Origin of the sequence: Pseudomonas sp. B21-017, from assembly GCF_024749245.1 — a bacterium.
In the GTDB taxonomy this organism is placed as follows: Bacteria; Pseudomonadota; Gammaproteobacteria; order Pseudomonadales; family Pseudomonadaceae; genus Aquipseudomonas.
In genome coordinates, this window is record NZ_CP087194.1 from 1180433 (window position 1) to 1201507 (window position 21075).

General features: G+C 60.0%; 15 protein-coding genes. 8 read left to right on the forward strand and 7 right to left on the reverse strand.

Annotated elements, in window-relative coordinates; translation table 11 throughout:
* Positions 1–86: 86 nt before the first annotated feature.
* The 4 genes from tsaB (at position 87) to LOY28_RS05175 (ending at position 3055) form a co-directional block, all read left to right on the forward strand.
* The gene (tsaB, locus tag LOY28_RS05160) at positions 87–761 is read left to right on the forward strand and encodes a tRNA (adenosine(37)-N6)-threonylcarbamoyltransferase complex dimerization subunit type 1 TsaB (protein WP_258613167.1); all 675 of its coding nucleotides are present in this window, start codon (positions 87–89) and stop codon (positions 759–761) included.
* A gap of 278 nt (positions 762–1039) precedes the next feature.
* Positions 1040–1345 carry a hypothetical protein gene (locus LOY28_RS05165; protein ID WP_018926672.1) on the forward strand — a complete coding sequence of 102 codons (306 nt, stop codon included), beginning with the start codon at positions 1040–1042 and terminating at the stop codon, positions 1343–1345.
* Complete coding sequence (locus LOY28_RS05170; protein ID WP_258614413.1) at positions 1342–2202, forward strand: DUF72 domain-containing protein; 861 nt, start codon at positions 1342–1344, stop codon at positions 2200–2202. The genes LOY28_RS05165 and LOY28_RS05170 overlap by 4 nt, the downstream gene beginning before the upstream one ends.
* Before the next feature lie 31 nt (positions 2203–2233).
* Positions 2234–3055, forward strand: a complete 822-nt coding sequence (locus LOY28_RS05175) for an oxaloacetate decarboxylase (RefSeq protein ID WP_086946358.1) — start codon at positions 2234–2236, stop codon at positions 3053–3055.
* Positions 3056–3090: 35 nt separating this feature from the next.
* Here the strand turns inward: LOY28_RS05175 and LOY28_RS05180 are convergent, their stop codons facing one another.
* The gene (locus LOY28_RS05180) at positions 3091–3711 is read right to left on the reverse strand and encodes a hypothetical protein (RefSeq protein WP_018926669.1); all 621 of its coding nucleotides are present in this window, start codon (positions 3709–3711) and stop codon (positions 3091–3093) included.
* Positions 3712–3804: 93 nt separating this feature from the next.
* Between LOY28_RS05180 and LOY28_RS05185 the strand changes: the two genes are divergently transcribed.
* The gene (locus LOY28_RS05185; RefSeq protein ID WP_086946360.1) at positions 3805–4587 is read left to right on the forward strand and encodes a class I SAM-dependent methyltransferase; all 783 of its coding nucleotides are present in this window, start codon (positions 3805–3807) and stop codon (positions 4585–4587) included.
* A gap of 64 nt (positions 4588–4651) precedes the next feature.
* Here the strand turns inward: LOY28_RS05185 and LOY28_RS05190 are convergent, their stop codons facing one another.
* Complete coding sequence (locus LOY28_RS05190; RefSeq protein ID WP_018926667.1) at positions 4652–5296, reverse strand: TetR/AcrR family transcriptional regulator; 645 nt, start codon at positions 5294–5296, stop codon at positions 4652–4654.
* Between the two features lie 94 nt (positions 5297–5390).
* Between LOY28_RS05190 and LOY28_RS05195 the strand changes: the two genes are divergently transcribed.
* From LOY28_RS05195 to LOY28_RS05205, 3 genes are all read left to right on the forward strand, one after another.
* Positions 5391–6491, forward strand: coding sequence for an efflux RND transporter periplasmic adaptor subunit (locus tag LOY28_RS05195; protein WP_258613168.1), 1101 nt, complete (start codon positions 5391–5393; stop codon positions 6489–6491).
* Positions 6492–6497: 6 nt separating this feature from the next.
* Positions 6498–9569 (forward strand): efflux RND transporter permease subunit, encoded by a 3072-nt coding sequence (locus tag LOY28_RS05200; RefSeq protein WP_018926665.1) that lies wholly within the window; start codon positions 6498–6500, stop codon positions 9567–9569.
* 227 nt (positions 9570–9796) lie between these two features.
* The gene (locus LOY28_RS05205; protein WP_086944034.1) at positions 9797–10975 is read left to right on the forward strand and encodes an integrase core domain-containing protein; all 1179 of its coding nucleotides are present in this window, start codon (positions 9797–9799) and stop codon (positions 10973–10975) included.
* 649 nt (positions 10976–11624) lie between these two features.
* On the opposite strand, the gene lon is transcribed toward LOY28_RS05205, so the two are convergent.
* The 5 genes from lon to thrC all read right to left on the reverse strand — a co-directional run bounded on the left by lon (position 11625) and on the right by thrC (position 20977).
* Positions 11625–14042: an endopeptidase La gene (gene lon, locus LOY28_RS05210; RefSeq protein WP_111454750.1), complete on the reverse strand. Its 2418-nt coding sequence runs from the start codon at positions 14040–14042 to the stop codon at positions 11625–11627.
* Positions 14043–14286: 244 nt separating this feature from the next.
* On the reverse strand, positions 14287–16695 hold the full coding sequence (locus LOY28_RS05215) for a glucose/quinate/shikimate family membrane-bound PQQ-dependent dehydrogenase (protein ID WP_018926662.1): 2409 nt from the start codon (positions 16693–16695) through the stop codon (positions 14287–14289).
* 150 nt (positions 16696–16845) lie between these two features.
* Positions 16846–18228: a carbohydrate porin gene (locus LOY28_RS05220; RefSeq protein ID WP_018926661.1), complete on the reverse strand. Its 1383-nt coding sequence runs from the start codon at positions 18226–18228 to the stop codon at positions 16846–16848.
* 243 nt (positions 18229–18471) lie between these two features.
* The gene (gene glyA / locus LOY28_RS05225) at positions 18472–19710 is read right to left on the reverse strand and encodes a serine hydroxymethyltransferase (RefSeq protein WP_018926660.1); all 1239 of its coding nucleotides are present in this window, start codon (positions 19708–19710) and stop codon (positions 18472–18474) included.
* Positions 19711–19723: 13 nt separating this feature from the next.
* The gene (gene thrC / locus LOY28_RS05230) at positions 19724–20977 is read right to left on the reverse strand and encodes a threonine synthase (protein ID WP_026286467.1); all 1254 of its coding nucleotides are present in this window, start codon (positions 20975–20977) and stop codon (positions 19724–19726) included.
* Positions 20978–21075 lie beyond the last annotated feature (98 nt).

A 21075-nucleotide genomic window follows, 5' to 3' on the forward strand; every position in this document is an offset into this window, starting at 1 on the left:
GATCGGCTTCATCTTCTACGGCCCGCTTGCGGGCCGTAGTTGTTTATACTGGCGCACTTTTTCTGACCTCTCTTACGGATACATCGATGAGCACCTTGCTGGCCCTGGACACCGCGACTGAAGCTTGCTCCGTTGCCTTGCTGCATGACGGCAAGGTCACGAGTCATTACGAGGTGATCCCGCGCCTGCATGCGCAGAAGTTGCTGCCGATGATCCAGCAACTGCTGGCCGATGCCGGGACCACGCTGCAAGCGGTCGACGCCATTGCGTTCGGTCGTGGGCCGGGCGCGTTTACCGGTGTGCGGATCGCCATTGGCGTGGTGCAAGGGCTGGCGTTTGCGCTGGACCGTCCGGTGTTGCCGGTCTCCAACCTCGCGGTGCTCGCCCAGCGGGCTTATCGCGAACACGGCGTCAGCCAGGTCGCGGCAGCCATCGATGCGCGTATGGATGAGGTGTATTGGGGCTGCTACCGCGAAACGGCGGGGGAGATGCGGCTGGTGGGCAACGAAGCGGTATTGCCACCGGAAGCCGCCGCGTTGCCGGTCGATGCCAGCGGCGAGTGGTTCGGCGCGGGCACCGGTTGGGGTTATGCCGAGCGTATTGCGGTGAGCCTGAGCGGCCAGGACGCGAGCATGCTGCCCCACGCCGAAGATTTGCTGACCCTGGCGCGTTTCGCCTGGGAACGCGGTGAAGCGATCGTGGCCGATCAGGCGCAGCCGGTGTATTTGCGCGATAAAGTCGCGACGCCGAAAGCGCGTTGATCCCGGTTGTCCTGTGGCGAGGGAGCTTGCTCCCGTTCGGCTGCGGAGCAGCCGTAGAACCTGACGGCGCGATGTATCTGACTGCGCGTGGGGGGCAGCTTCGCAGCCCAGCGGGAGCAAGCTCCCTCGCCACAAAGTGTTCCAACCGCAGCTAATCATCAGTTTCTGCCCGCCGCTTTTAAACCTTTTCGCTTTTCTGTGTTCTAGTTATCACTCGGCGGTTTGCGAAGTGGGTAATGCGCCACTAAACTGCCATCATCGATACCGAGCATGCACTTATGCGTATAGACGGCGTTTCCTCCCAGTCCTACCCAATCAAGCGCAAGCCTCGTAAAGGCCATGTGTCTGAGGATGACTCCGTCGATGTCGACGGCGAGCTGGAATTCCCTACCGAAGAGCAATTGGCCGCCCGCGCCGCCAAAGCCTCCGCGCAACGCCTGAGCAATCTTCCCGCGCGTCAACAAGACATGATTTATCACCGCGCCATGAGCAAAAGCGTGGCGATGGCACTGGCCAGTTACCTGAGCACGGCCACTTTTGTCGACTGGGATGCGGATGTGCTGGGTCTCGACCTGTACATCTGATGCTGCCTTATTACCTCGGCTGCCCGTCCTGGAGCGAAAACGCCTGGCGCGACTACTTGTATCCACAGGACGCCAGGCCCGCCGAGTTTCTTGATCTTTATTCTCAAGTGTTCAACGCCGTGGAAGGCAATACGACCTTCTACGCGAGCCCGGCTGCCGCCACCGTGCAGCGCTGGGCCGAGACCATGCCCGAACACTTTCGCTTCACCGCCAAATTCCCCGGCGATATCAGCCACAGCGGTGACCTGCGCGACCAATTGACCGCCACAGAAACGTTCCTGCAATTGCTCAGCCCTCTGGGGGAGCGGGTTTCGCCATTGTGGCTGCAATTGTCCAAAAGCTTCACCCCGCAACGACTGTCGGAACTGGCCGGTTTTATTGATGCGGTGGACCGGCCGTTGGCGGTCGAAGTGCGGCATGACGAGTTCTTTGCCAAGGGCAATGCCGAGCGAATGCTCAATCGCCTGCTGCTGGATCGTGGCGTCGAGCGCATCTGCCTCGATCCGCGCGCGCTGTTCAGCTGCACCTCGACCGATCCTTCGGTACTCCACGCCCAATCGAAAAAGCCCAGGGTGCCGCCTCGCCCTGCGGCGTTCACTCAGTTTCCACAGGTGCGTTTCATCGGCCACCCCGAACTGGAAGCCAACGATCCGTTCCTGGTGCCATGGGTCGAGAAAATCGCCGTCTGGATCGAAGAGGGCCGCACGCCGTATATCTTTCTGCACACCGCCGATAACCTGCTGGCGGCGAAACTGGCACAACGTTTTCACGCACAACTGATGCAGCGTTTGCCTGGCTTGCCGCCGCTGCCTGAGCTATACAGAGAACCCGCCGCCGAGCAACTTGGTTTGCTCTGAAGCGGGTTTTCCCTTTTTCAGGAGTCTGCCAATGGATGCGCAAACCCTTCGAGCCCAGGCGTTCAAAGCACTGCACGAACGCGAGGGCGCCTTTGTCATTCCCAACCCCTGGGACGCCGGCTCAGCGAAAATGCTTGCCAGCCTGGGCTTCGAGGCACTGGCAACCACCAGCGCCGGTTATGCCTTTTCCCGGGGCCGTCCTGATGGTGGGCTGACGCTCGACGATACCCTGGCAAACGTTGAGGCGATTGTTGCGGCCACTGATTTGCCGGTCGCGGTGGATCTCGAAAACGGCTTTGCCGACGCTCCTGCCGAGTGCGCCCAAAGTATTCTGCGGGCCGCTCAGGCCGGTGCCGTAGGCGGTTCGATCGAGGATGCCACCGGGCGTGAAGACGGTCCGATCTACTGCTTCGAGCATGCCGTGGCGCGTATCGAAGCCGCTGTCGCAGCAGCGCGCAGTTTGCCTTTCCCCTTCACGTTGACGGCGCGTGCCGAGAACTATTTGCACGGCAATCCTGACCTCGACGACACCATTCGCCGTTTGCAGGCATTCGCCGAGGCCGGCGCGGACGTGCTTTACGCCCCAGGCCTGCGCAATGCCGAAGAGGTCTTGGCGGTGGTTCGCGCCGTGGCACCGAAACCGGTGAATGTGTTGATGTCCGGCGGGCTCAAGCTGACGGTAGCGCAGTTGAGCGAAATGGGCGTCAAACGCATCAGCGTCGGTTCAGCCCTGGCTTTGGCAGCGTATGGCGAGTTCTTGCGCGCGGCCGAGGAAATCCAGCAACACGGGACCTTTGGCTTCACTTCCCGGTCGATGCCGTTCCAGAAGGCCAATCAATTCTTCAAAGGCTGACGAGGTCGGGCCGTGATGGTTGGGCCGCTGAGGGGTTATGCGGCGATGCGCAGGTTCTGCAGAACGATCGGGCGCGCCCAGCCGTTATCGAAATCGAGTTGTTTCTGCTGTTCCACCAACTCTTGCGGTGAGAACGGCGGGAATGGCTTGTCCAGCAGGTCGAGTTCGAACTCGGCGATTGGCAAGTGCAGCGGACGCGGTTGCGGCGCGGCACCAGGCTCGGGCAGCGGTTGACCGGCGGTGAGCACGATCGGGCGAACCCAGCCGCTTTCGAAGTCCTGCTGTTTCTGTTGCGCGACGATTTCTTCCGGCGGGAACGGTGGGAACGGTTTATCGGCCAGGTCCATTTCGAACTCGGCAATCGGCAGGAACAATGGCTCCGGCGGACGGACTTCGGTTTCTTTCACATCACATTCGCGCTGGGAAATGATGTGCGCCAGCAGCTCGCTGCCGACGGTCGGTTCGACCGGGCTGTCGAGATCGACCGGCGGGAAGTCCAGAGACGCCGGCACCACATCGCCCGACTGATCGGCCAGGGCCTGGGCAAAAAAATCTTGCCACAGGTGACTGACGCCGCTCAGTGCTTGGGAGTTTCGCAGGCCAAAATCGCCGTGGGGCGAGATGTAACCTATCGATGTGCGTTGAATGCCTGACATTTTTCTCGGTCGACGCTCAGCTCTGGCAAAATGCTCGATAGTTTGGTTATCGGCCGTTTTTGCCGATCATTAATTTTTTGAGCGTGTTTTCCCATGATTGAGCAACCTGCGGCCTGCCGCATCCATGTCGAAGCCTTGGGCGCGACGTTCCAGCCACAGGCCGAGCAATGGGCCGAGCGCCTGGGTTTGCCGTTGCAGGTGGATGACGGCGAGTTTGCCTTGCAGGTGGGTGAGCAGGGTTTGCAACTGCAACAACTGGGGCCGGATGCTCCGGGGCCGGTGCGGGTCGACTTCGTCGAGGGTGGCGCGGCCCATCGTCGGTTGTACGGCGGCGGCAGCGGTCAGATGATCGCCAAGGCGGTCGGCATCGCCCAAGGCGTGCGGCCACGGGTGCTGGACGCCACGGCCGGGCTGGGCAAGGACGCGTTCGTGCTGGCCAGCCTGGGCTGCGAGATGAGCCTGATCGAGCGCCAGCCGCTGATCGGCGCCTTGCTTGAAGATGGTCTGGCACGCGGCGCGGAAGATTTCGACGTAGCGCCGATCGTGGCGCGTATGCGTTTGCTCAAGGGCAATTCGATCGAGGTGATGCGCAACTGGGAAGGCGAGCCGCCGCAGGTGATCTACCTCGACCCGATGTTTCCCCATCGTGAGAAAACCGCGTTGGTGAAGAAGGAAATGCGCCTGTTCCGGCCGCTGGTCGGCGATGATCCGGATGCACCGGCCCTGCTCGCAGCGGCCTTGGCCCTGGCCAGTCACCGGGTGGTGGTCAAACGCCCGCGCAAGGCGCCGTGCATCGATGGGCCGAAGCCGAGCCATGCGCTGGACGGCAAGTCCAGCCGGTATGACATTTATCCGAAGAAAGCGCTCAAGCCTTAAGATCGAGTCGCCTTCACTGATCGTTCCCACGCAGCGTGGGAACGATCATCACGCCAAATATCTATCAGGCCGACTCCGGCCGATACGCCCGCATAAACAATCCCACCACTTCCTGCACATGGGCTTCGGCCGCATCCCCGGTTACCGGTTCGCCGCAGCCATACAGCAAGCGGAAATTCCCCGCGCCCTTGAGCAGGCAGAAGAAGTGCTCGGCGGCATTGCGCGGTTTGTCGATGCTCAACACGCCACTCTGATCGATCTTGCTCAGCAAACGCTCCATGCCGTGCAGCACGCGTTCCGGCCCGGCCTCGAAGAAGATCTGTGCGAGTTTCGGGTCCTGGCTGCCCAGCGTCATCATCAGCCGGTGCAGGTTCACCGATTCGTCGCTGTTGATCAGTTGATGAAAGCCGTGTGCGATGTTCAGCAGCACGGTTTCCACGGCGACGCCGTCCGGCAATTCAAAAACCAGCGGAGGCAATTGCTCCTCGCATTTGGCCACGACAGCGGAAGAGAACAGCGTCTCCTTGTCGTTGAAATGGCTGTAGACCGTCAGCTTCGACACGCCGGCCTCAGTCGCTACGGCATCCATGCTGGTGTTGGCGTATCCCTTACTCAAAAACAGGATTTTCGCCGCGTCGAGGATTGCCCGGCGCTTGGCCAGATCCTTGGGGCGGCCCGGACCGCTTGGGGTGGAAAGATTGTCTGACATTCTTCGCTTTTAATACTGGACTGGTGAGTTTGCTATTAATAACATACTGGTCAGTATAATTATTCCAAGCCCCATTAGCGAAAGGTCGTTCACCATGCTGCGCTTTGCCTTGCCCCTCGCGTTGCCGGTCAGTCTGGCTTTTTTATTGTCGGCATGTGGCCATGAAGAAGCCCCTCCGGTCAGCGTGCGCCCGGCCATGGTGGTGCAGCCAGAGCCCTCGGCCCAGGCAATGGAAAGCTATCCCGGCGAAGTTCGCGCGCGTTATGAGCCGGACCTTGCCTTCCGGATTGGCGGCAAAGTCAGCCGACGACTGGTCGAAGAAGGGCAGCGGGTCAAGGCTGACCAACCCCTGGCGGAACTCGATCCTCAGGACGTGCGCCTGCAACTGGAAGCCACCCGTGCCCAGGTCGCGGCTGCCGAAGCCAATCTGAACCTGGTGCGCGCCGAGCGTGATCGCTACAAGACCCTGATGGAGCGGCAGATGGTCAGCCGTTCGCAGTACGACAACGCGGAAAACCTCTATCGCTCCGGTGAGGCCCGCCTCAAGCAAATCAAAGCCGAATTCAACGTTTCGACCAATCAGGCCAGTTACGCGGTGCTGCGTGCGCCGCAGGATGGCGTGGTGGCCAAGCGTGCGGTTGAAGTCGGGCAAGTGGTGGCGGCCGGGCAAACCGTGTTTACCCTGGCCACCGATGGCGAGCGCGAAGTATTGATCAGCCTGCCGGAACAGAGCTTCGGCCGCTTCAAGGTCGGTCAGCCGGTCTCGGTGGAGCTCTGGACCCAACCCTATCAGCGTTTCCCTGGGCAGATCCGTGAGTTGTCGCCTGCCGCCGATCCCAAATCCCGCACTTTTGCCGCCCGTATCGCTTTTACCGCCGGCAAGGTTCCCGCCGAACTCGGCCAGAGCGCCCGGGTGTTCATCCAGACTGCCGAAGTGGTGCCGTTGTCAGTGCCGCTGTCGGCCCTCACCGCAGAAAACGGCGCCACCTACGTGTGGGTGGTCGGCGCCAACAACACCTTGAAAAAAGTCCCGGTGCGGGTCGGTGCATTTGGCGAGAAAACCGTGCCGGTGCTCGAGGGACTGAACGCCAGCGACTGGGTGGTGGCGGCCGGTGTTCATGTGCTTCACGACGGGCAGCAAGTGCGCCCGGTGGATCGCTCCAATCGCGTGGTCAATCTGGCGCACAAGGAGTAATCCCCGATGGGTTTCAATCTATCCGAATGGGCGCTGCGTAACCGCCAGATCGTACTGTTCCTGATGCTCCTGCTGGCTGTGGTCGGGGCGTTGTCCTACACCAAGCTTGGCCAAAGCGAAGACCCGCCGTTCACCTTCAAGGCCATGGTAATTCGTACCAACTGGCCGGGGGCCACGGCCGAGGAAGTTTCGCGCCAGGTCACCGAGCGTATTGAAAAGAAACTGATGGAAACCGGGGAGTACGAACGGATCACCTCGTTCTCCCGCCCGGGCGAGTCCCAGGTGACGTTCATGGCGCGCGATTCCATGCATTCGGTGGATATCCCGGACCTCTGGTATCAGGTCCGCAAGAAGATCGGCGATATTCGCCAGACCCTGCCACCGGGTATCCAGGGCCCGTTTTTCAACGATGAATTCGGCACCACGTTCGGCAACATCTACGCCCTGACCGGCGAGGGCTTTGATTACGCAGTGCTCAAGGATTACGCCGACCGCATCCAGATCCAGCTGCAACGGGTCAAGGATGTGGGCAAGGTCGACCTGCTCGGGTTGCAGGACGAGAAGGTCTGGATCGAACTCTCCAACGTTAAACTGGCCACCCTCGGGGTGCCGTTGGCGGCGGTGCAGCAGGCACTTGAAGAACAGAACGCGATGTCCACCGCAGGCTTCTTCGAAACCACCAGCGAGCGTTTGCAGCTACGGGTCTCGGGGAATTTTCAGACAGTCGACGAGATCAAGAACTTCCCGATCCGCGTTGCAGATCGCACGTTCCGCATCGGTGATGTGGCGGACGTTCGTCGTGGCTTCAATGATCCACCGGCGCCGCGCATGCGCTTCATGGCTGAAGACGCCATCGGTCTGGCGGTGGCCATGAAGGACGGTGGCGATATTCTGGTATTGGGCAAGGCGCTGGAAATCGAGTTCGCCCGGATTCAGCAAAACCTGCCGGCCGGCATGCAGTTGCGCAAAGTCTCCGATCAACCCGCCGCGGTGAAAACCGGTGTGGGCGAGTTCGTTCAGGTGCTGGTGGAGGCCCTGGCGATTGTGTTGCTGGTGAGCTTCTTCTCCCTCGGCGTGCGCACCGGCATGGTCGTAGCGCTGGCGATACCGCTGGTGTTGGCGATGACGTTCGCCTGCATGTATTATTTAGGGATAGGCCTGCACAAGATTTCCCTCGGCGCGCTGGTGCTGGCGCTGGGCTTGCTGGTGGATGATGCGATCATCGCCGTGGAAATGATGGCGATCAAAATGGAGCAGGGCTTCGACCGGATCAAGGCCGCCAGCTATGCCTGGACCAGCACCGCGTTCCCGATGCTCACCGGTACGTTGATCACCGCCGCCGGTTTCCTGCCGATCGCCACCGCGCAATCGGGCACCGGCGAGTACACCCGCTCGATCTTCCAGGTGGTGACCATCGCGCTACTGGCGTCGTGGGTGGCCGCCGTGGTTTTTGTGCCTTATCTGGGGGAGAAACTTCTGCCGGACCTGGCGAAAATTCACGCCGCCAAACACGGCACTGGCGACGGCCAACCCGACCCTTACGGCACGCCGTTCTATCAGCGCGTCAGACGGCTGGTGGAGTGGTGCGTGCGCCGACGCAAAACGGTGATCGTGCTGACCATCGTGATGTTCGTCGCGTCCGTGGTGCTGTTCCGTTTCGTGCCGCAGCAGTTCTTCCCGGCATCGGGGCGACTGGAATTGATGGTTGATCTGAAACTCGCCGAAGGTGCCTCCCTGAGCAACACCGCCGAGGAGGTCAAGCGTCTCGAAGGCCTGCTCAAGGATCACGCCGGGATCGACAACTATGTGGCTTATGTCGGCACCGGTTCGCCGCGTTTCTACCTGCCGCTGGACCAGCAACTTCCGGCTGCAAGCTTTGCGCAATTTGTTGTCCTGGCCAAAACCATCGAAGACCGCGAAGCCCTGCGCACTTGGCTGATCGAAACCCTCAATGAACAATTCCCGGCCCTGCGCTCGCGGGTCACGCGTCTGGAAAACGGCCCGCCGGTTGGCTATCCGGTGCAGTTCCGGGTCACCGGTGAGAACATTGCGGACGTCCGCGCCCTGGCACGTAAAGTCGCGGCCAAGGTTCGCGAGAACCCACACGTGGCCAACGTGCATCTGGATTGGGAAGAGCCGAGCAAAGTCGTGTACCTGAACGTCGATCAGGATCGCGCGCGGGCGCTGGGCGTGAGCACGGCGAACCTCTCGGGGTTCCTGCGAAGCTCGCTGACCGGCTCCAGTGTCAGTCAGTACCGCGAAGACAACGAATTGATCGAGATCCTGCTGCGCGGCACGGTGCATGAGCGCACTGAACTGGCATTGCTGCCGAGCCTGGCCGTGCCGACCGACAACGGTCGCAGCGTGGCGCTGTCGCAGATTGCCACGCTGGAATACGGCTTTGAAGAAGGCATCATCTGGCACCGTAACCGCCTGCCCAACGTGACGGTTCGCGCCGACATCTACGGCAAGGAACAACCGGCGACACTGGTGCAGCAAATCATGCCGACCCTCGATCCGGTCCGCGCCGAACTGCCGGACGGCTATCTGCTGGAAGTCGGCGGTACGGTGGAAGACTCGGCTCGTGGGCAGAACTCGGTGAAGGCCGGCGTGCCGCTGTTCATCGTGGTGGTGCTGACGTTGCTGATGCTGCAACTGCGCAGTTTCTCACGCACTGCCATGGTGTTTCTGACAGCGCCGCTGGGGTTGATCGGGGTGACGTTGTTTCTGATGGTGTTCCGTCAGCCGTTCGGTTTCGTCGCCATGCTCGGGACCATCGCGCTGTCCGGGATGATCATGCGTAACTCGGTGATTCTGGTGGATCAGATCGAGCAGGACATTGCTGCCGGGCTCAAGCCCTGGCAGGCGATCATCGAGGCGACGGTGCGACGTTTCCGGCCGATTGTGTTGACCGCGCTGGCGGCGGTGCTGGCGATGATTCCATTATCGCGCAGTGTGTTTTTCGGGCCGATGGCGGTGGCGATCATGGGCGGGCTGATTGTGGCGACGGCGTTGACGTTGCTGTTCTTGCCGGCGTTGTATGCGGCTTGGTTCAGAGTGAAAAAAGAACCGGCTTGATCTTGGCGGCCTTCGGGCCGACCATGTTCTTGTTGGTGGTGTACATATCCATTTCTGCGGTAACGGCGGCTTATGGTTTCGCCCTTACGGCGACTCCCTTTTTTACAAGCGCCTAAAAAAGGAAGCAAAAAACGCTCGGGTATGACTCACCCACATAGGTAACAAAACAGTTCAAGCACATAGGTAACAGTTTTTAACTGGCACTGGTCGATTCCGAGGATCTGACCATGCCGTGGCGAGAGCTGAAACCTATGGACCTGAAAGTGATGTTCATTGCCGACTATCTGTCCGGTCGACTCAACTTCAGTCAACTCTGTGCGGCTCACAGCATCAGTCGCAAAACTGGTTACAAGTGGGTGGCGCGCTACAACGCGGACAGCGTTAACGGCTTGATGGAGTGCAGTCGCAAGCGGCATTCCCAAGCTCAAGCCGTGCCGTTTGCAGTCAAGGAAGCCATTCTTGAGCTACGCGTTCAAGGACAAACGACTCCAGGTCCGAAGAAGATTCAGACAGCTCTAAGTGAGCGATTTCCGGATCAGCCCCCGCCCTCTAAAACCACAATCTACAACGTGCTGAAAAAGGCGGGGCTGGTGACGCCGCGGCGTTTACGTCAGCGTGTCGCCATTTATCCCAAGCCGCTTCAGAAGGCCGACTTTCCAAACCAGCTCTGGAGTGCCGATTACAAAGGCCAATACCTGACGGGAGACGGTGCCTGGTGTTACCCCCTGACCGTGATGGATCACGCCAGTCGCTTTCTACTGGCTTGTGAGAGCATGCCCAGCACGACTTTCAAGGACGCCAAGGCAACCTTCGAGCGGCTGTTTAAGATGTATGGAATGCCTGAGCGGATCCGTACCGACAACGGTGTTCCTTTCGCCAGCGGTGGGCGTGCTGGGTTGTCGCAGTTGTCCATCTGGTGGGCCCGTCTGGGGATCATCCACGAAAGGATTCAGCCGGGTCGACCAGAGCAGAACGGACGGCATGAACGCATGCACCGCACGCTTAAAAGCACGTTGCCAAGGCCGCCGGAGATCGAGTGGGGTGCGCAGCAGAAACATTTCGATCTGTTCATGCAGCACTACAATCATGAGCGTGTGCATGAGGCGCTCGGGCAGAAAACACCGGGCTCGTGTTACACAAGTTCGTCACGAACTTATCCGGAAAGGCTGCCGGAGATGAGATACCCAAGTCATGTCGAAGCTTATCGAGTGGATTCAAACGGGGTAGTGAACAAGGGCCGGCTCAGAATTTATGTGGGCTATGTACTCAAGCATGAAATAGTCGGGTTGGAGAGCATAAACGGAGGGCTTTGGGACATCGTTTTTGGGCCGGTAGTATTAGGTCGCATTGATGAAAAAGACGCCAAGGATGACTATGTAACGCTCAAGGTGATCAGAAGTAAGTAGTCAGGTGTTACCTATGTGCCTGAACTGTTTTGTTACCTATGTGGTTGATCCCTTCACTCGCCCCAAGCGTCCGGCCCCTCGCTAAGGCTCGGCGTTCCTTCGCTCCGGTATCCATCTGGGAGCATCGCCCTACGGTTGGCTTCGCTTCAACCTACATGCGATGGGTTCGACTGCGTCGAACGGCGCTGCGCGCCAATCCCCAGATGAACACCTCCGCTCAGCCTCCCGAAGGGGCGGGCAGATCAAGATCAAAGGCGGCAGGCGAGCTAACGCTCGGCCTGTTGAGTGGTGAGGGGCGGGTGTACGCCGCTCCCCTGTAGGAGCTGCCGCAGGCTGCGATCTTTTGATTTTGATCCGCATCTGATTTTTTAAGATCAAAAGATCGCAGCCTGCGGCAGCTCCTACGCTTGTCTCAGAATCGTTTGAAACTGAGTCAAATGATCGGGATGTCGTATTCAGAACTCAGTTTCGTGAGTTTTTGAGACAGCATTCGTGGAGGCGAGCTTGATAGTCGATGATGAACCGCGTGCTCGATAATCTAGATCCGCAGACGTAGCACAAATGAAAAGCCCGCTGCCCCCTTAAAAGGTCAGCGGGCTTTTTGCTGAGTCTGATTATTCCCAACCCATGGAAACGATCAGGTTACGGGTCAGAACAATATCTTCGCCACATCCGCAAAGCGTTTGGCAAAGTGCACGGTAATGCCTTCCTTCAGGTAGTCCGGCAACTCCTCGAAGTTACCGCGGTTCGGCTCCGGCAAAATCAGTTCATTGATCTTCTGCCGACGCGCTGCGATGACTTTTTCGCGCACGCCGCCAATCGGCAGTACATGCCCGGTCAGCGTCAGTTCACCGGTCATGGCTACGCCTTTTTTCGGTGGCTGGTTACGGGCGAGGGAGAGCAGGGCGCTGGCCATGGTCACGCCGGCGCTCGGGCCGTCTTTCGGTGTTGCGCCTTCCGGTACGTGGAGGTGGACGAAGGCTTCATCGAAGAATGTCGGGTCACCGCCGAATTGCTTCAGATGGGAGCTGACGTAGCTGTAGGCGATTTCCGCCGACTCTTTCATCACGTCCCCCAGCTGCCCGGTGAGTTTGAAGCCTCGGTTGAGGGTGTGGATGCGCGTGGCTTCGATCGGCAGGGTCGCGCCGCCCATGCTGGTCCAGGCCAGCCCGGTGATCACGCCGACGCCGGACAGCACTTGCTCGTTGCGGAACACCGGGCGGCCGAGTGAGGCTTCCAGGTCTTTGGGGCCGAGTTTGATGACGGCTTTCGGTTCATCGAGCAGTTTCATCACCGCTTTGCGCACCAGTTTGCCGAGGTTTTTCTCCAGCTGACGGACTCCGGCCTCACGGGCATAGCCGTCGATCAAGGCCCTCAATGCAGTGTCGCTAATGCTCAAGTTGCCTTTGGATACGCCGGCCTTTTCCAGCTGTTTCGGCCACAGGTGACGCTTGGCGATGGCAACTTTTTCTTCGGTGATGTAACCCGACAGGCGAATCACTTCCATCCGGTCCAGCAACGGGCCGGGGATCGAGTCCAGGGTGTTGGCGGTGCAGACGAATAGCACTTTCGACAGGTCCAGGCGCAAGTCCAGGTAATGGTCGAGGAATTCGACGTTCTGTTCCGGGTCGAGGGTTTCCAGCAGCGCCGAGGCCGGGTCGCCCTGGTAGCTCTGGCCCATCTTGTCGATCTCGTCGAGCATGATCACCGGGTTCATCACTTCGACGTCTTTCAACGCCTGGACGAGTTTGCCCGGTTGTGCACCGATGTAGGTGCGGCGATGGCCCTTGATCTCGGCTTCGTCACGCATGCCGCCAACGCTGAAGCGGTAGAACGGTCGACCGAGGGATTCGGCGATGGATTTACCAACGCTGGTCTTGCCCACGCCCGGCGGGCCCACCAGCAACACGATGGAGCCGCTGATCTCGCCTTTATAGGCACCGACTGCGAGGAACTCGAGGATGCGGTCCTTGATGTCGTCGAGGCCGGCGTGGTGTTTGTCCAGCACCTTGCGCGCATGCTTGAGGTCGAGTTTGTCCTCGCCATACACGCCCCACGGCACCGAAGTCGCCCAATCGAGGTAGTTGCGGGTCACCGCGTATTCCGGCGATCCGGTTTCGAGGATCGACAGTTTGTTCATTTCCTCAACGATGCGTTTCTGCGCCTGGGGCGACAACACCTTGCCCGTCAGGCGTTGCTCGAACTGTTCGATGTCGGCGCTGCGATCGTCCTTGGTCAGCCCCAGCTCTTGCTGGATGACCTTGAGTTGTTCCTTAAGGAAGAACTCGCGCTGATGTTCGCCAATCTTGCGGTTAACTTCAGCGGAAATCTCTTTCTGCAAGCGCGCGACTTCGACTTCCTTGCGCAGCATCGGCAAGACTTTTTCCATGCGCTTGAGCATCGGCACGCAGTCGAGCACTTCTTGCAACTCGCTGCCCGTGGCCGAGGTCAGGGCGGCGGCGAAGTCGGTCAGGGGTGACGGATCGTTGGGGCTGAAGCGGTTGAGGTAGTTTTTCAACTCTTCGCTGTACAGCGGGTTCAGCGGCAGCAGCTCCTTGATCGCATTGATCAGCGCCATGCCGTAGGCCTTGACCTCGTCGGTCGGCTCGGTGGGTTGATGCGGGTATTCGACTTCCACCAGGTACGGTGGGCGATGGTGCTTGAGCCAGGTTTTGATGCGCACCCGGGTCAGGCCCTGAGCGACGAATTGCAGTTTGCCGTTTTCGCGGCTGGCATGATGGACTTTGACCAGCGTGCCGTATTCCGGCAGGGCTTTGGTATCGAAATGGCGCGGGTTGTCCTGGGGGGCGTCCATGAAGAACAGGGCCAGGGAATGGTGGTCGGACTGGCTCACCAGTTCGAGAGTCTCGGCCCACGGCTCTTCGTTGACGATCACCGGCAGCACTTGCGCCGGGAAGAAAGGCCGGTTGTGGATCGGGATGATGTAGACCTTGTCCGGCAGGTTCTGGCCAGGCAGGGTGAGGCCTTTGCCGGTTGAAGGGTGTTCGTTTTTGTCTGTTTCGGCGTATTCGCTCGGGTCTTCAGGGAATTCTTGCTGGTCGGTCATGGGGCACCTGCGCAATAGGGTATGGATCTTAGATGGGGCAGGTGGGGGGTGGTTTCAATGGCCCTGGCTATTTCAGAGTGTGTGTTCAGGGTTTTGACAGGTGCGGGTGGATCAAGGTCAAAAGCCAGATCAAAAGATGCACGCCGCCCTACAGGGATTTTGGGGATGGCGGGGATTGCAGCGCCCACAAAAAAAGGCGACGCCCCTCACAGGGCGTCGCCTTTGTTTTAACTGCCGCTACCGCTTATTCCGACAGTTTGTACGCAATCACATAGTCACCTTGCTTGGTGCCCAGCGAGCCGTGACCACCCGCAACAACGAGCACGTATTGCTTGCCGTCCTTGCCGGTGTAGGTCATCGGTGTGGTTTGCGCTCCGGCTGGCAGGCGGCCTTCCCACAGCTGCTTGCCGTTTTTCACGTCGTAGGCGCGCAGGTACTGGTCGAGGGTGCCGCTCAGGAAGGCCACGCCACCGGCAGTGGTGAAGGTCCCGCCCAGGCTCGGTACGCCCATGCTCAGAGGGATCGGAACCGGCGAGCTGTCGCGCACGGTGCCGTTCTTGTGCTTCCAGATGGTTTTGTGGGTGGTCAGGTCGACCGCCGCCACGTAACCCCACGCCGGTGCCTGGCACGGCAGGCCCATTGGCGACAGCAGGGCTTCGAGGATCACGCCGTATGGCGCGCCTTTGTTGGGCTGTACGCCTTGGGTTTCGCTGACGCGAGGGCCTTGTTTGGCGATTTCGGCGGCCGGGATCAGTTTCGATTTGAACGCCATGTAGCTCGGGTTCACGAAAGCAATCTGACGCACCGGGTCAACCGACATGCCGCCCCAGTCGAACACGCCGAAGTTACCCGGATAAACGATCGAGCCTTGCAGCGACGGCGGCGTGAACATGCCGTCGTAACGCAGGGATTTGAAGTCGATCCGGCACAGCATCTGATCGAACGGGGTCACGCCCCACATGTCGCGTTCCTTGAGGGTAGGCGGCACGAAGTTCAGGTCGGACATCGGTTGGGTCGGCGAAGTGTGGTCGCCTTCCACCGCGCCTTGCGGCACCGGGATTTCATTGATCGGCACGATCGGTTGGCCGTTGCTGCGGTCCAGCACGTAGATGCTGCCTTGCTTGGTGGACGCGAGCACCGCCGGTTTCACACCGTCTGCGGTTTTCAGGTCCATCAGGGTTGGTTGGCCACCGACGTCCATGTCCCACAGGTCATGGTGAGTGAACTGGAAGTGCCAGCGCACTTTGCCGGTGGCGATGTCCAGCGCGGTCAGGCCGGCGGAGTGCAGTTCCGATTCAGGGGTACGCGCGCCACCGAACTGATCCGGGGTCTGGTTGCCCATCGGCAGGTAGAGCATGCCGAGTTTTTCGTCGACGGCGAACATGGACCACATGTTCGGTGAGTTGCGGGTGTAGACCTTGCCTTCGGCAATCGGCGTGGTGTCGTCCGGATTGCCGCTGTCCCAGTTCCACACCAGTTTGCCGGTGTGCACGTCGAACGCGCGGATGACGCCGCTTGGCTCGTCGGTGGAAACGTTGTCGGTGACGTGGCCGCCAATCACCACCAGGTCTTTGGTGACCGCCGGTGGCGAAGTGGAGTAGTAACCACCAGGGGTGAAGCTGCCGATGTTGGCGGTCAGGTCGACCTGGCCACCGTTACCGAAGTCTTCGCACATTTTGCCGGTGTCGGCGTTCAGGGCGATCAGGCGGGTGTCGGCGGTCGGCAGGAAAATACGGCGCGGGCAGACACTGGTCACTGGCGGGGTGGCAGTGCCGGTCGGGCTCTGCTCGGACGCGTAGGCGGCATCATCGTGATAGGTCACGCCACGGCAGGTCATGTGCGCCCAACCCTTGAAGTTCGCCGCGTTCTGCGTGGAGAGCTTCGGATCGAAACGCCAGATTTCCTTGCCGGTGTCCGGGTCCAGTGCGATCACCTGGCTGTGCGGCGTGCAGACATAGAGCATGCCGTTGGCTTTGAGCGGGGTGTTTTCGGCGGTGGTTTCGCCCGGGTCGTTCGGGCCAGGCAGGTCACCGGTGCGGAAAGTCCAGGCGGGAACCAGTTTGCTGACGTTCTGCGGGGTGATTTGCGCCAGTGGCGAGTAGCGATCGCCATGGGCACTGCGGCCGTAGGAGTTCCAGTCGCCATCCGGCATGGCCGGGGCGGTGTTGCTCATGCCAGGCACGGTGTCACGGTCCAGTTGGCCTTTGATTTCACCGGGGTTGGTGAACAGGCTGGCCAGCGCGGCGATACCGGCGATGACCACGGCAGCACTCAGCACACCGGTGCCGACCGGGTTGAAGTCGCCGCGACGCAACGGGCGACGAAACCATGGCAGCAGCATTACGATGCCGAGGGTAAAGAGCAGTGCTAGACGCGGCACCAGTTGCCACCAGTCCAGACCGACTTCCCACAGTGCCCAGACGGTACTGGCGAATAGCACCACCGCGTACACGCTCAGCGCCGCATAACGGTCGGCCAGCAGCAGCCCACCAGCCACCAACAGGCCGATACCGGCCAGCAGGTAATACAGCGAGCCGCCGAGCATGCTCAGCTTGATTCCCCCGGCCAGCAAGGCCAGGCCCATTAGTAGAAGCAGAATGCCGAGCAGGGTCGGCAATAAACGGCTTCGACTCAAAGCACCATCAGTGCTCATAGTGTGGTTCTCCGTGACGTTTTAAGTAGTGCCGCGCAAGTTCACTGTAGATGACGATCTGGCGCGGGCATGGTTCATCGAAAAAGTGTTTGGTTGATGCGGTCCTGATGGGAGCAGGCTTGCCAGTTCCCACAGGTTTTATGCGTTTGATCAGAACGATGACTGGATCTTGATCCCGCCAATCAGCGCGTCGTCGACCTTGTCCACGCCACCGGGGTGGCGGATGTATTGCAGGTTCGGGCGCACGGTCAGCCAGTTGGTGACGTGCACGCCGTAATAGAGCTCGCTGCTGTATTCGGTGTCTTGCGGGGGCAGGAACGACGGATCGTCGAAGTCCTGGACGGCGCGGGCCTGGTTGGTGGCCTCGGCGTTCTTGCGGTAGGCCGGGTTGACGTGGACACGGGCCAGGGCGAAGCCGATATCGTCTTTGGCGCGGGCATCGAACAGGCCTTTGTAGACGACGCCGGCCTGGACATAGTTGTCGATGGCGTTGGTCTTCTTGTCGTGCATCGTGGCATTGGCGAACACACTCAGGCCGCGTGAGTTGTCGCTGGCGCGGCTGGTCAGTTGCTGCTGAATACCGAGCCATACGCCATGTTTGCTCGATGCACTGCGGTAAGCCTCGCCGCTCAGGGCGGCCGGCTGGCCATTGCCGTCCTTATAAACGTCGCTGGCCTTGGCGCTGCTGTAGTAGTAACCGGCGCGGTATTCACCCGGCAGGCCATTGAGCTTCGGGGTCCAGACCAGTTCTACCGGCAGGATTGCGCCCTGAGTGCCGCTGCCGCTGAGCTTGAAACCGTTGCCGCGATCCAGATTGGACGGGTTTTGCTCGTAAGCCCCGACTTGTGCGTAAAGCTCGGGCGTCAGGTGATATTTGACGCGCATGGCCCACTGGCTGACGGGCCAGTTGTACCAGATGCCACCGACCCAGTTACCGACCTGGGAGCCGCAGAACGCCAGGTTCTGGAAGTCGCAGGGGAAGCTGTTGAAGTCTTCACCCTCGCCGAAGCGGCCGACCTTGATGTCGAGCTTCTGGTCGAAGAATTTCTGCTGATACCACATCTGCGTCAGGCGCCAGGTCTGGCCACGACCCCAGACTTCCTGCGCCGAGGTGAAACCGCCGACACGCGGGTCGTTGATCCGGTCGTTGCTGATGTTGTTGCCATTGCGTTCGGTGATGGTCAGCTGAAACTCAGCGTCGTCCCAACCCAGAATCTTCTGCAAGTCCAGGTGAGTGCCCAAGGCAAACTGATCGCTGTAGCGCGCGGTACGGTCATGGTCGTAGCCGCCGTGCAAATTGCTGCCCATTTCACCGGTGTAATCGACTTTGAAGTCGTAGCCTTTTTCCGAAAGTTCGGTGCGAGTGCCGTTCCAGTCACCCAGCATCCATGGCGAGTTGCTATCGAAGGCTGGCGCGGCCTGGGCGCAAGTGGCAAGGCCCAGAGCGGTGAACCCGCTGATCAGCTTCAGGGCTTTTCGGCTGGACACAGCGGGTGAGACAGCGCTGTCTCGCGGAGTTTGAAAATCAGGCATAGAGAAGGAATTCTTGATCTTTTTCTAAAGGGGATGCGCTGAACGCAGCAGGAATGCAGCAGGGGAGAAGCGTTTCAGCAGGACGGGCGTAAGGATAATGTTCTGTAACACATTGAGAAAGGGCTTTTACTGACATGGATCATTTCGGATTTGGTAACAGTCGGCTGCGACCGGTCGCCGCAGTGCCAGGTGGCGCAAAAAAAAGGCGGACTGAATAGTCCGCCTCGCCATGTTTCAGGGCCGTTAATTCAACAGATAGACCGGGAAGCATTCACACAAATGCATCACCCGTCGACGGACATTGTCCAGCAGTGCCGCATTGGTCGGTTGCTCAAGCAGGTCGGCAATCAGGTTGGCCACTTCGGCGCATTCGGCTTCACCGAAGCCCCGCGTGGTCAGGGCGGGTGTACCAATGCGGATGCCGCTGGTGATCGCAGGTTTTTGCGGATCGTCGGGGATCGCGTTCTTGTTCAAGGTGATGTGGGCGCTCTCGAGCAACGCCTCGGCATCTTTTCCGGTGATGTTCTTCGCGCGCAGATCGAGCAGGAACATGTGGCAGTCGGTGCCCCCTGACACCACCCGCAGGCCGCGTCGAGTAAGGATATTCGCCATGGTCCTGGCGTTGTCGATGACGCGTTGCTGATAGTGCTTGAACTCATCGCCGAGGGCTTCGTTGAGCGCTACGGCCTTGGCGGCGATGACGTGCATCAGAGGTCCGCCCTGATAGACCGGGAATATCGTCTTGTCGAGCAACGCCGCATGTTCGCGTTTGGCCAGGATCAGACCACCCCGTGGGCCGCGCAGCGTTTTATGAGTGGTCGAGGTGACGAAGTCGGCAATGCCGACCGGCGAGGGGTACAGGCCGGCTGCGATGAGTCCGGCGTAGTGCGCCATGTCGACCATCAGGTACGCCCCGATTTCATCGCAGATGTTGCGAAAACGCTGGAAGTCGATGGTCCTTGAATACGCCGAGGCACCGGCAATGATCATTTTCGGTCGGTGTTCCCGGGCCAGGGCTTCCATCTCGGCGTAGTCGAGGGTTTCGCTGTGTTTTTCCAGGCCGTAAGAATAGGCGGTGTAGAACTTGCCGGAGAAGTTTACCGAGGCGCCATGGGTCAAGTGGCCGCCATCGGCCAGGGACATTCCCAGAATCGTGTCGCCAGGGTTGAGCACAGCGAGAAACACGGCCTGGTTGGCCTGGGAGCCGGAGTGCGGCTGGACGTTGGCATATTCGCTACCAAACAGTTTGCAGGCACGTTCGATGGCGAGGCTTTCAATCTCGTCGACCACTTTACAGCCACCGTAATAGCGCTTGCCTGGGTAGCCTTCGGCGTACTTGTTGGTCAGCACCGAACCTTGGGCTTCCAGCACTTCTTCGCTGACGTAGTTTTCCGAGGCGATCAACTCCAGGTGGGTTTCCTGGCGGTTGCGTTCGCGGCCGATCAGGCGAGCGAGGGTGGGGTCTAGATTCTGCAGGCTCATGGAGGGCATTCCTTTAAATGAGTGCTTCAGCCAAGGGGGCTGGCGCGTGACGCGGCAACACCCGTGACTGGCTTTTGCTGGTATCGGAAAGAAAAATGGACGTGTCTTTCAGACCGCTGCCGGTGATCAGCACCACGGCGGTTTGCGGCGTGTCGGGGTGTTCTTCGGCGTACTTGAGCAGACCGGCGAAGGCGCTGGCTGCCCCGGCTTCGGGGAAAACGCCGGTGCTGGCGGCCAGTCTGGACGCCGCTGCGACAATGCTCGGGTCACTGACACAGATGAACTCGCCCTCGCTGGCCGTTACCGCGCGCAAGGCCTTGAGACGGTCGCGCGGCAGGGCCACGTTGATGCTGCTGGCGAGGCTGGTAGGCGTAATGCGTTCGGTCTGCTGCATCGGCTGGTCGCTGCGCCAGGCTCGATACATGAAATTGCTGTTTTGCGCCTGTACGCCGATCAGCCGTGGCATGCGTTCAATCCAGCCCAGTTGCAGCAGATCGAAGAAGCCTTTGTACACCGAGCCCAGGATGCAGCCATTGCCGACTGGGACAAACACCAGATCCGGGACTTGCCAGGCGAGCTGTTCGCACATCTCGAAAGCCACGGTTTTCTTGCCTTCGCTCATGTACGAATTGATGCCGGTGGTGCGGTTGTACCAGCCATGGGTTTCGCAGGCGTCGAAGCATTGTTCGAACGCTTCGTCGTATTGCCCATCGACCAGTACGATCTCGGCACCGTAGCCCTGCATTTGTGCGAGTTTCTCGCGGGGAGCACTTTTTGGCAGGTAAATCACGTTGCGCAGACCCAGGCTCGCGCTCATTCCGGCCAGCGCCGAAGCAGCGTTGCCAGTGCTGGCGACGGCGACGGTGCTCGCACCGGATTGCATCGCATGGGCTACAGCCAGGGCGCTGGCGCGATCCTTCAATGAGCCGGTAGGCTGCCGGGATTCATCCTTGATGAATACCTTGATTGGCGCCTCTCTGCCGAGCAATTCGGGACGTGAATACAACGGCGTGTTACCCACCAGTAATGGTGGAATGAACTGCGTGGAATTCAGCGGCATCAGCCGGTCATAACGCCACATTCCCCGGGCGTGGTCATGAGCCAGACTGTCCCGTGACCATTCGCGTGCCAGTGTCGGGTAATCGTAGAGCGCATCGAGAGCACCATCGATTTTGCAATGGGGGCAGTAGTAGCTGACTTCATGTGGCTGGTAGCGGCGTTCGCAAGCCAGGCACTGCAATACATACTCTCTGTAAGACTTCTTCATGGCCAACCCTTGAAAGTACGCTTCCCTGACAACGTCGGTTCAGCGCGGAAACACGGATCACTCCGATGCGCCGGACCGACGGGTACTTCGCTATCCGA

Bases quoted from the DNA above. Each gene is read 5' to 3' on its own strand.
- tsaB (WP_258613167.1), top strand. From the start codon at position 87: ATGAGCACCTTGCTGGCCCTGGACACCGCGACTGAAGCTTGCTCCGTT.
- LOY28_RS05165 (WP_018926672.1), top strand. From the start codon at position 1,040: ATGCGTATAGACGGCGTTTCCTCCCAGTCCTACCCAATCAAGCGCAAG.
- LOY28_RS05175 (WP_086946358.1), top strand. From the start codon at position 2,234: ATGGATGCGCAAACCCTTCGAGCCCAGGCGTTCAAAGCACTGCACGAA.
- LOY28_RS05180 (WP_018926669.1), bottom strand. From the start codon at position 3,711: ATGTCAGGCATTCAACGCACATCGATAGGTTACATCTCGCCCCACGGC.
- LOY28_RS05185 (WP_086946360.1), top strand. From the start codon at position 3,805: ATGATTGAGCAACCTGCGGCCTGCCGCATCCATGTCGAAGCCTTGGGC.
- LOY28_RS05190 (WP_018926667.1), bottom strand. From the start codon at position 5,296: ATGTCAGACAATCTTTCCACCCCAAGCGGTCCGGGCCGCCCCAAGGAT.
- LOY28_RS05195 (WP_258613168.1), top strand. From the start codon at position 5,391: ATGCTGCGCTTTGCCTTGCCCCTCGCGTTGCCGGTCAGTCTGGCTTTT.
- LOY28_RS05200 (WP_018926665.1), top strand. From the start codon at position 6,498: ATGGGTTTCAATCTATCCGAATGGGCGCTGCGTAACCGCCAGATCGTA.
- LOY28_RS05205 (WP_086944034.1), top strand. From the start codon at position 9,797: ATGCCGTGGCGAGAGCTGAAACCTATGGACCTGAAAGTGATGTTCATT.
- lon (WP_111454750.1), bottom strand. From the start codon at position 14,042: ATGACCGACCAGCAAGAATTCCCTGAAGACCCGAGCGAATACGCCGAA.
- LOY28_RS05215 (WP_018926662.1), bottom strand. From the start codon at position 16,695: ATGAGCACTGATGGTGCTTTGAGTCGAAGCCGTTTATTGCCGACCCTG.
- LOY28_RS05220 (WP_018926661.1), bottom strand. From the start codon at position 18,228: ATGCCTGATTTTCAAACTCCGCGAGACAGCGCTGTCTCACCCGCTGTG.
- glyA (WP_018926660.1), bottom strand. From the start codon at position 19,710: ATGAGCCTGCAGAATCTAGACCCCACCCTCGCTCGCCTGATCGGCCGC.
- thrC (WP_026286467.1), bottom strand. From the start codon at position 20,977: ATGAAGAAGTCTTACAGAGAGTATGTATTGCAGTGCCTGGCTTGCGAA.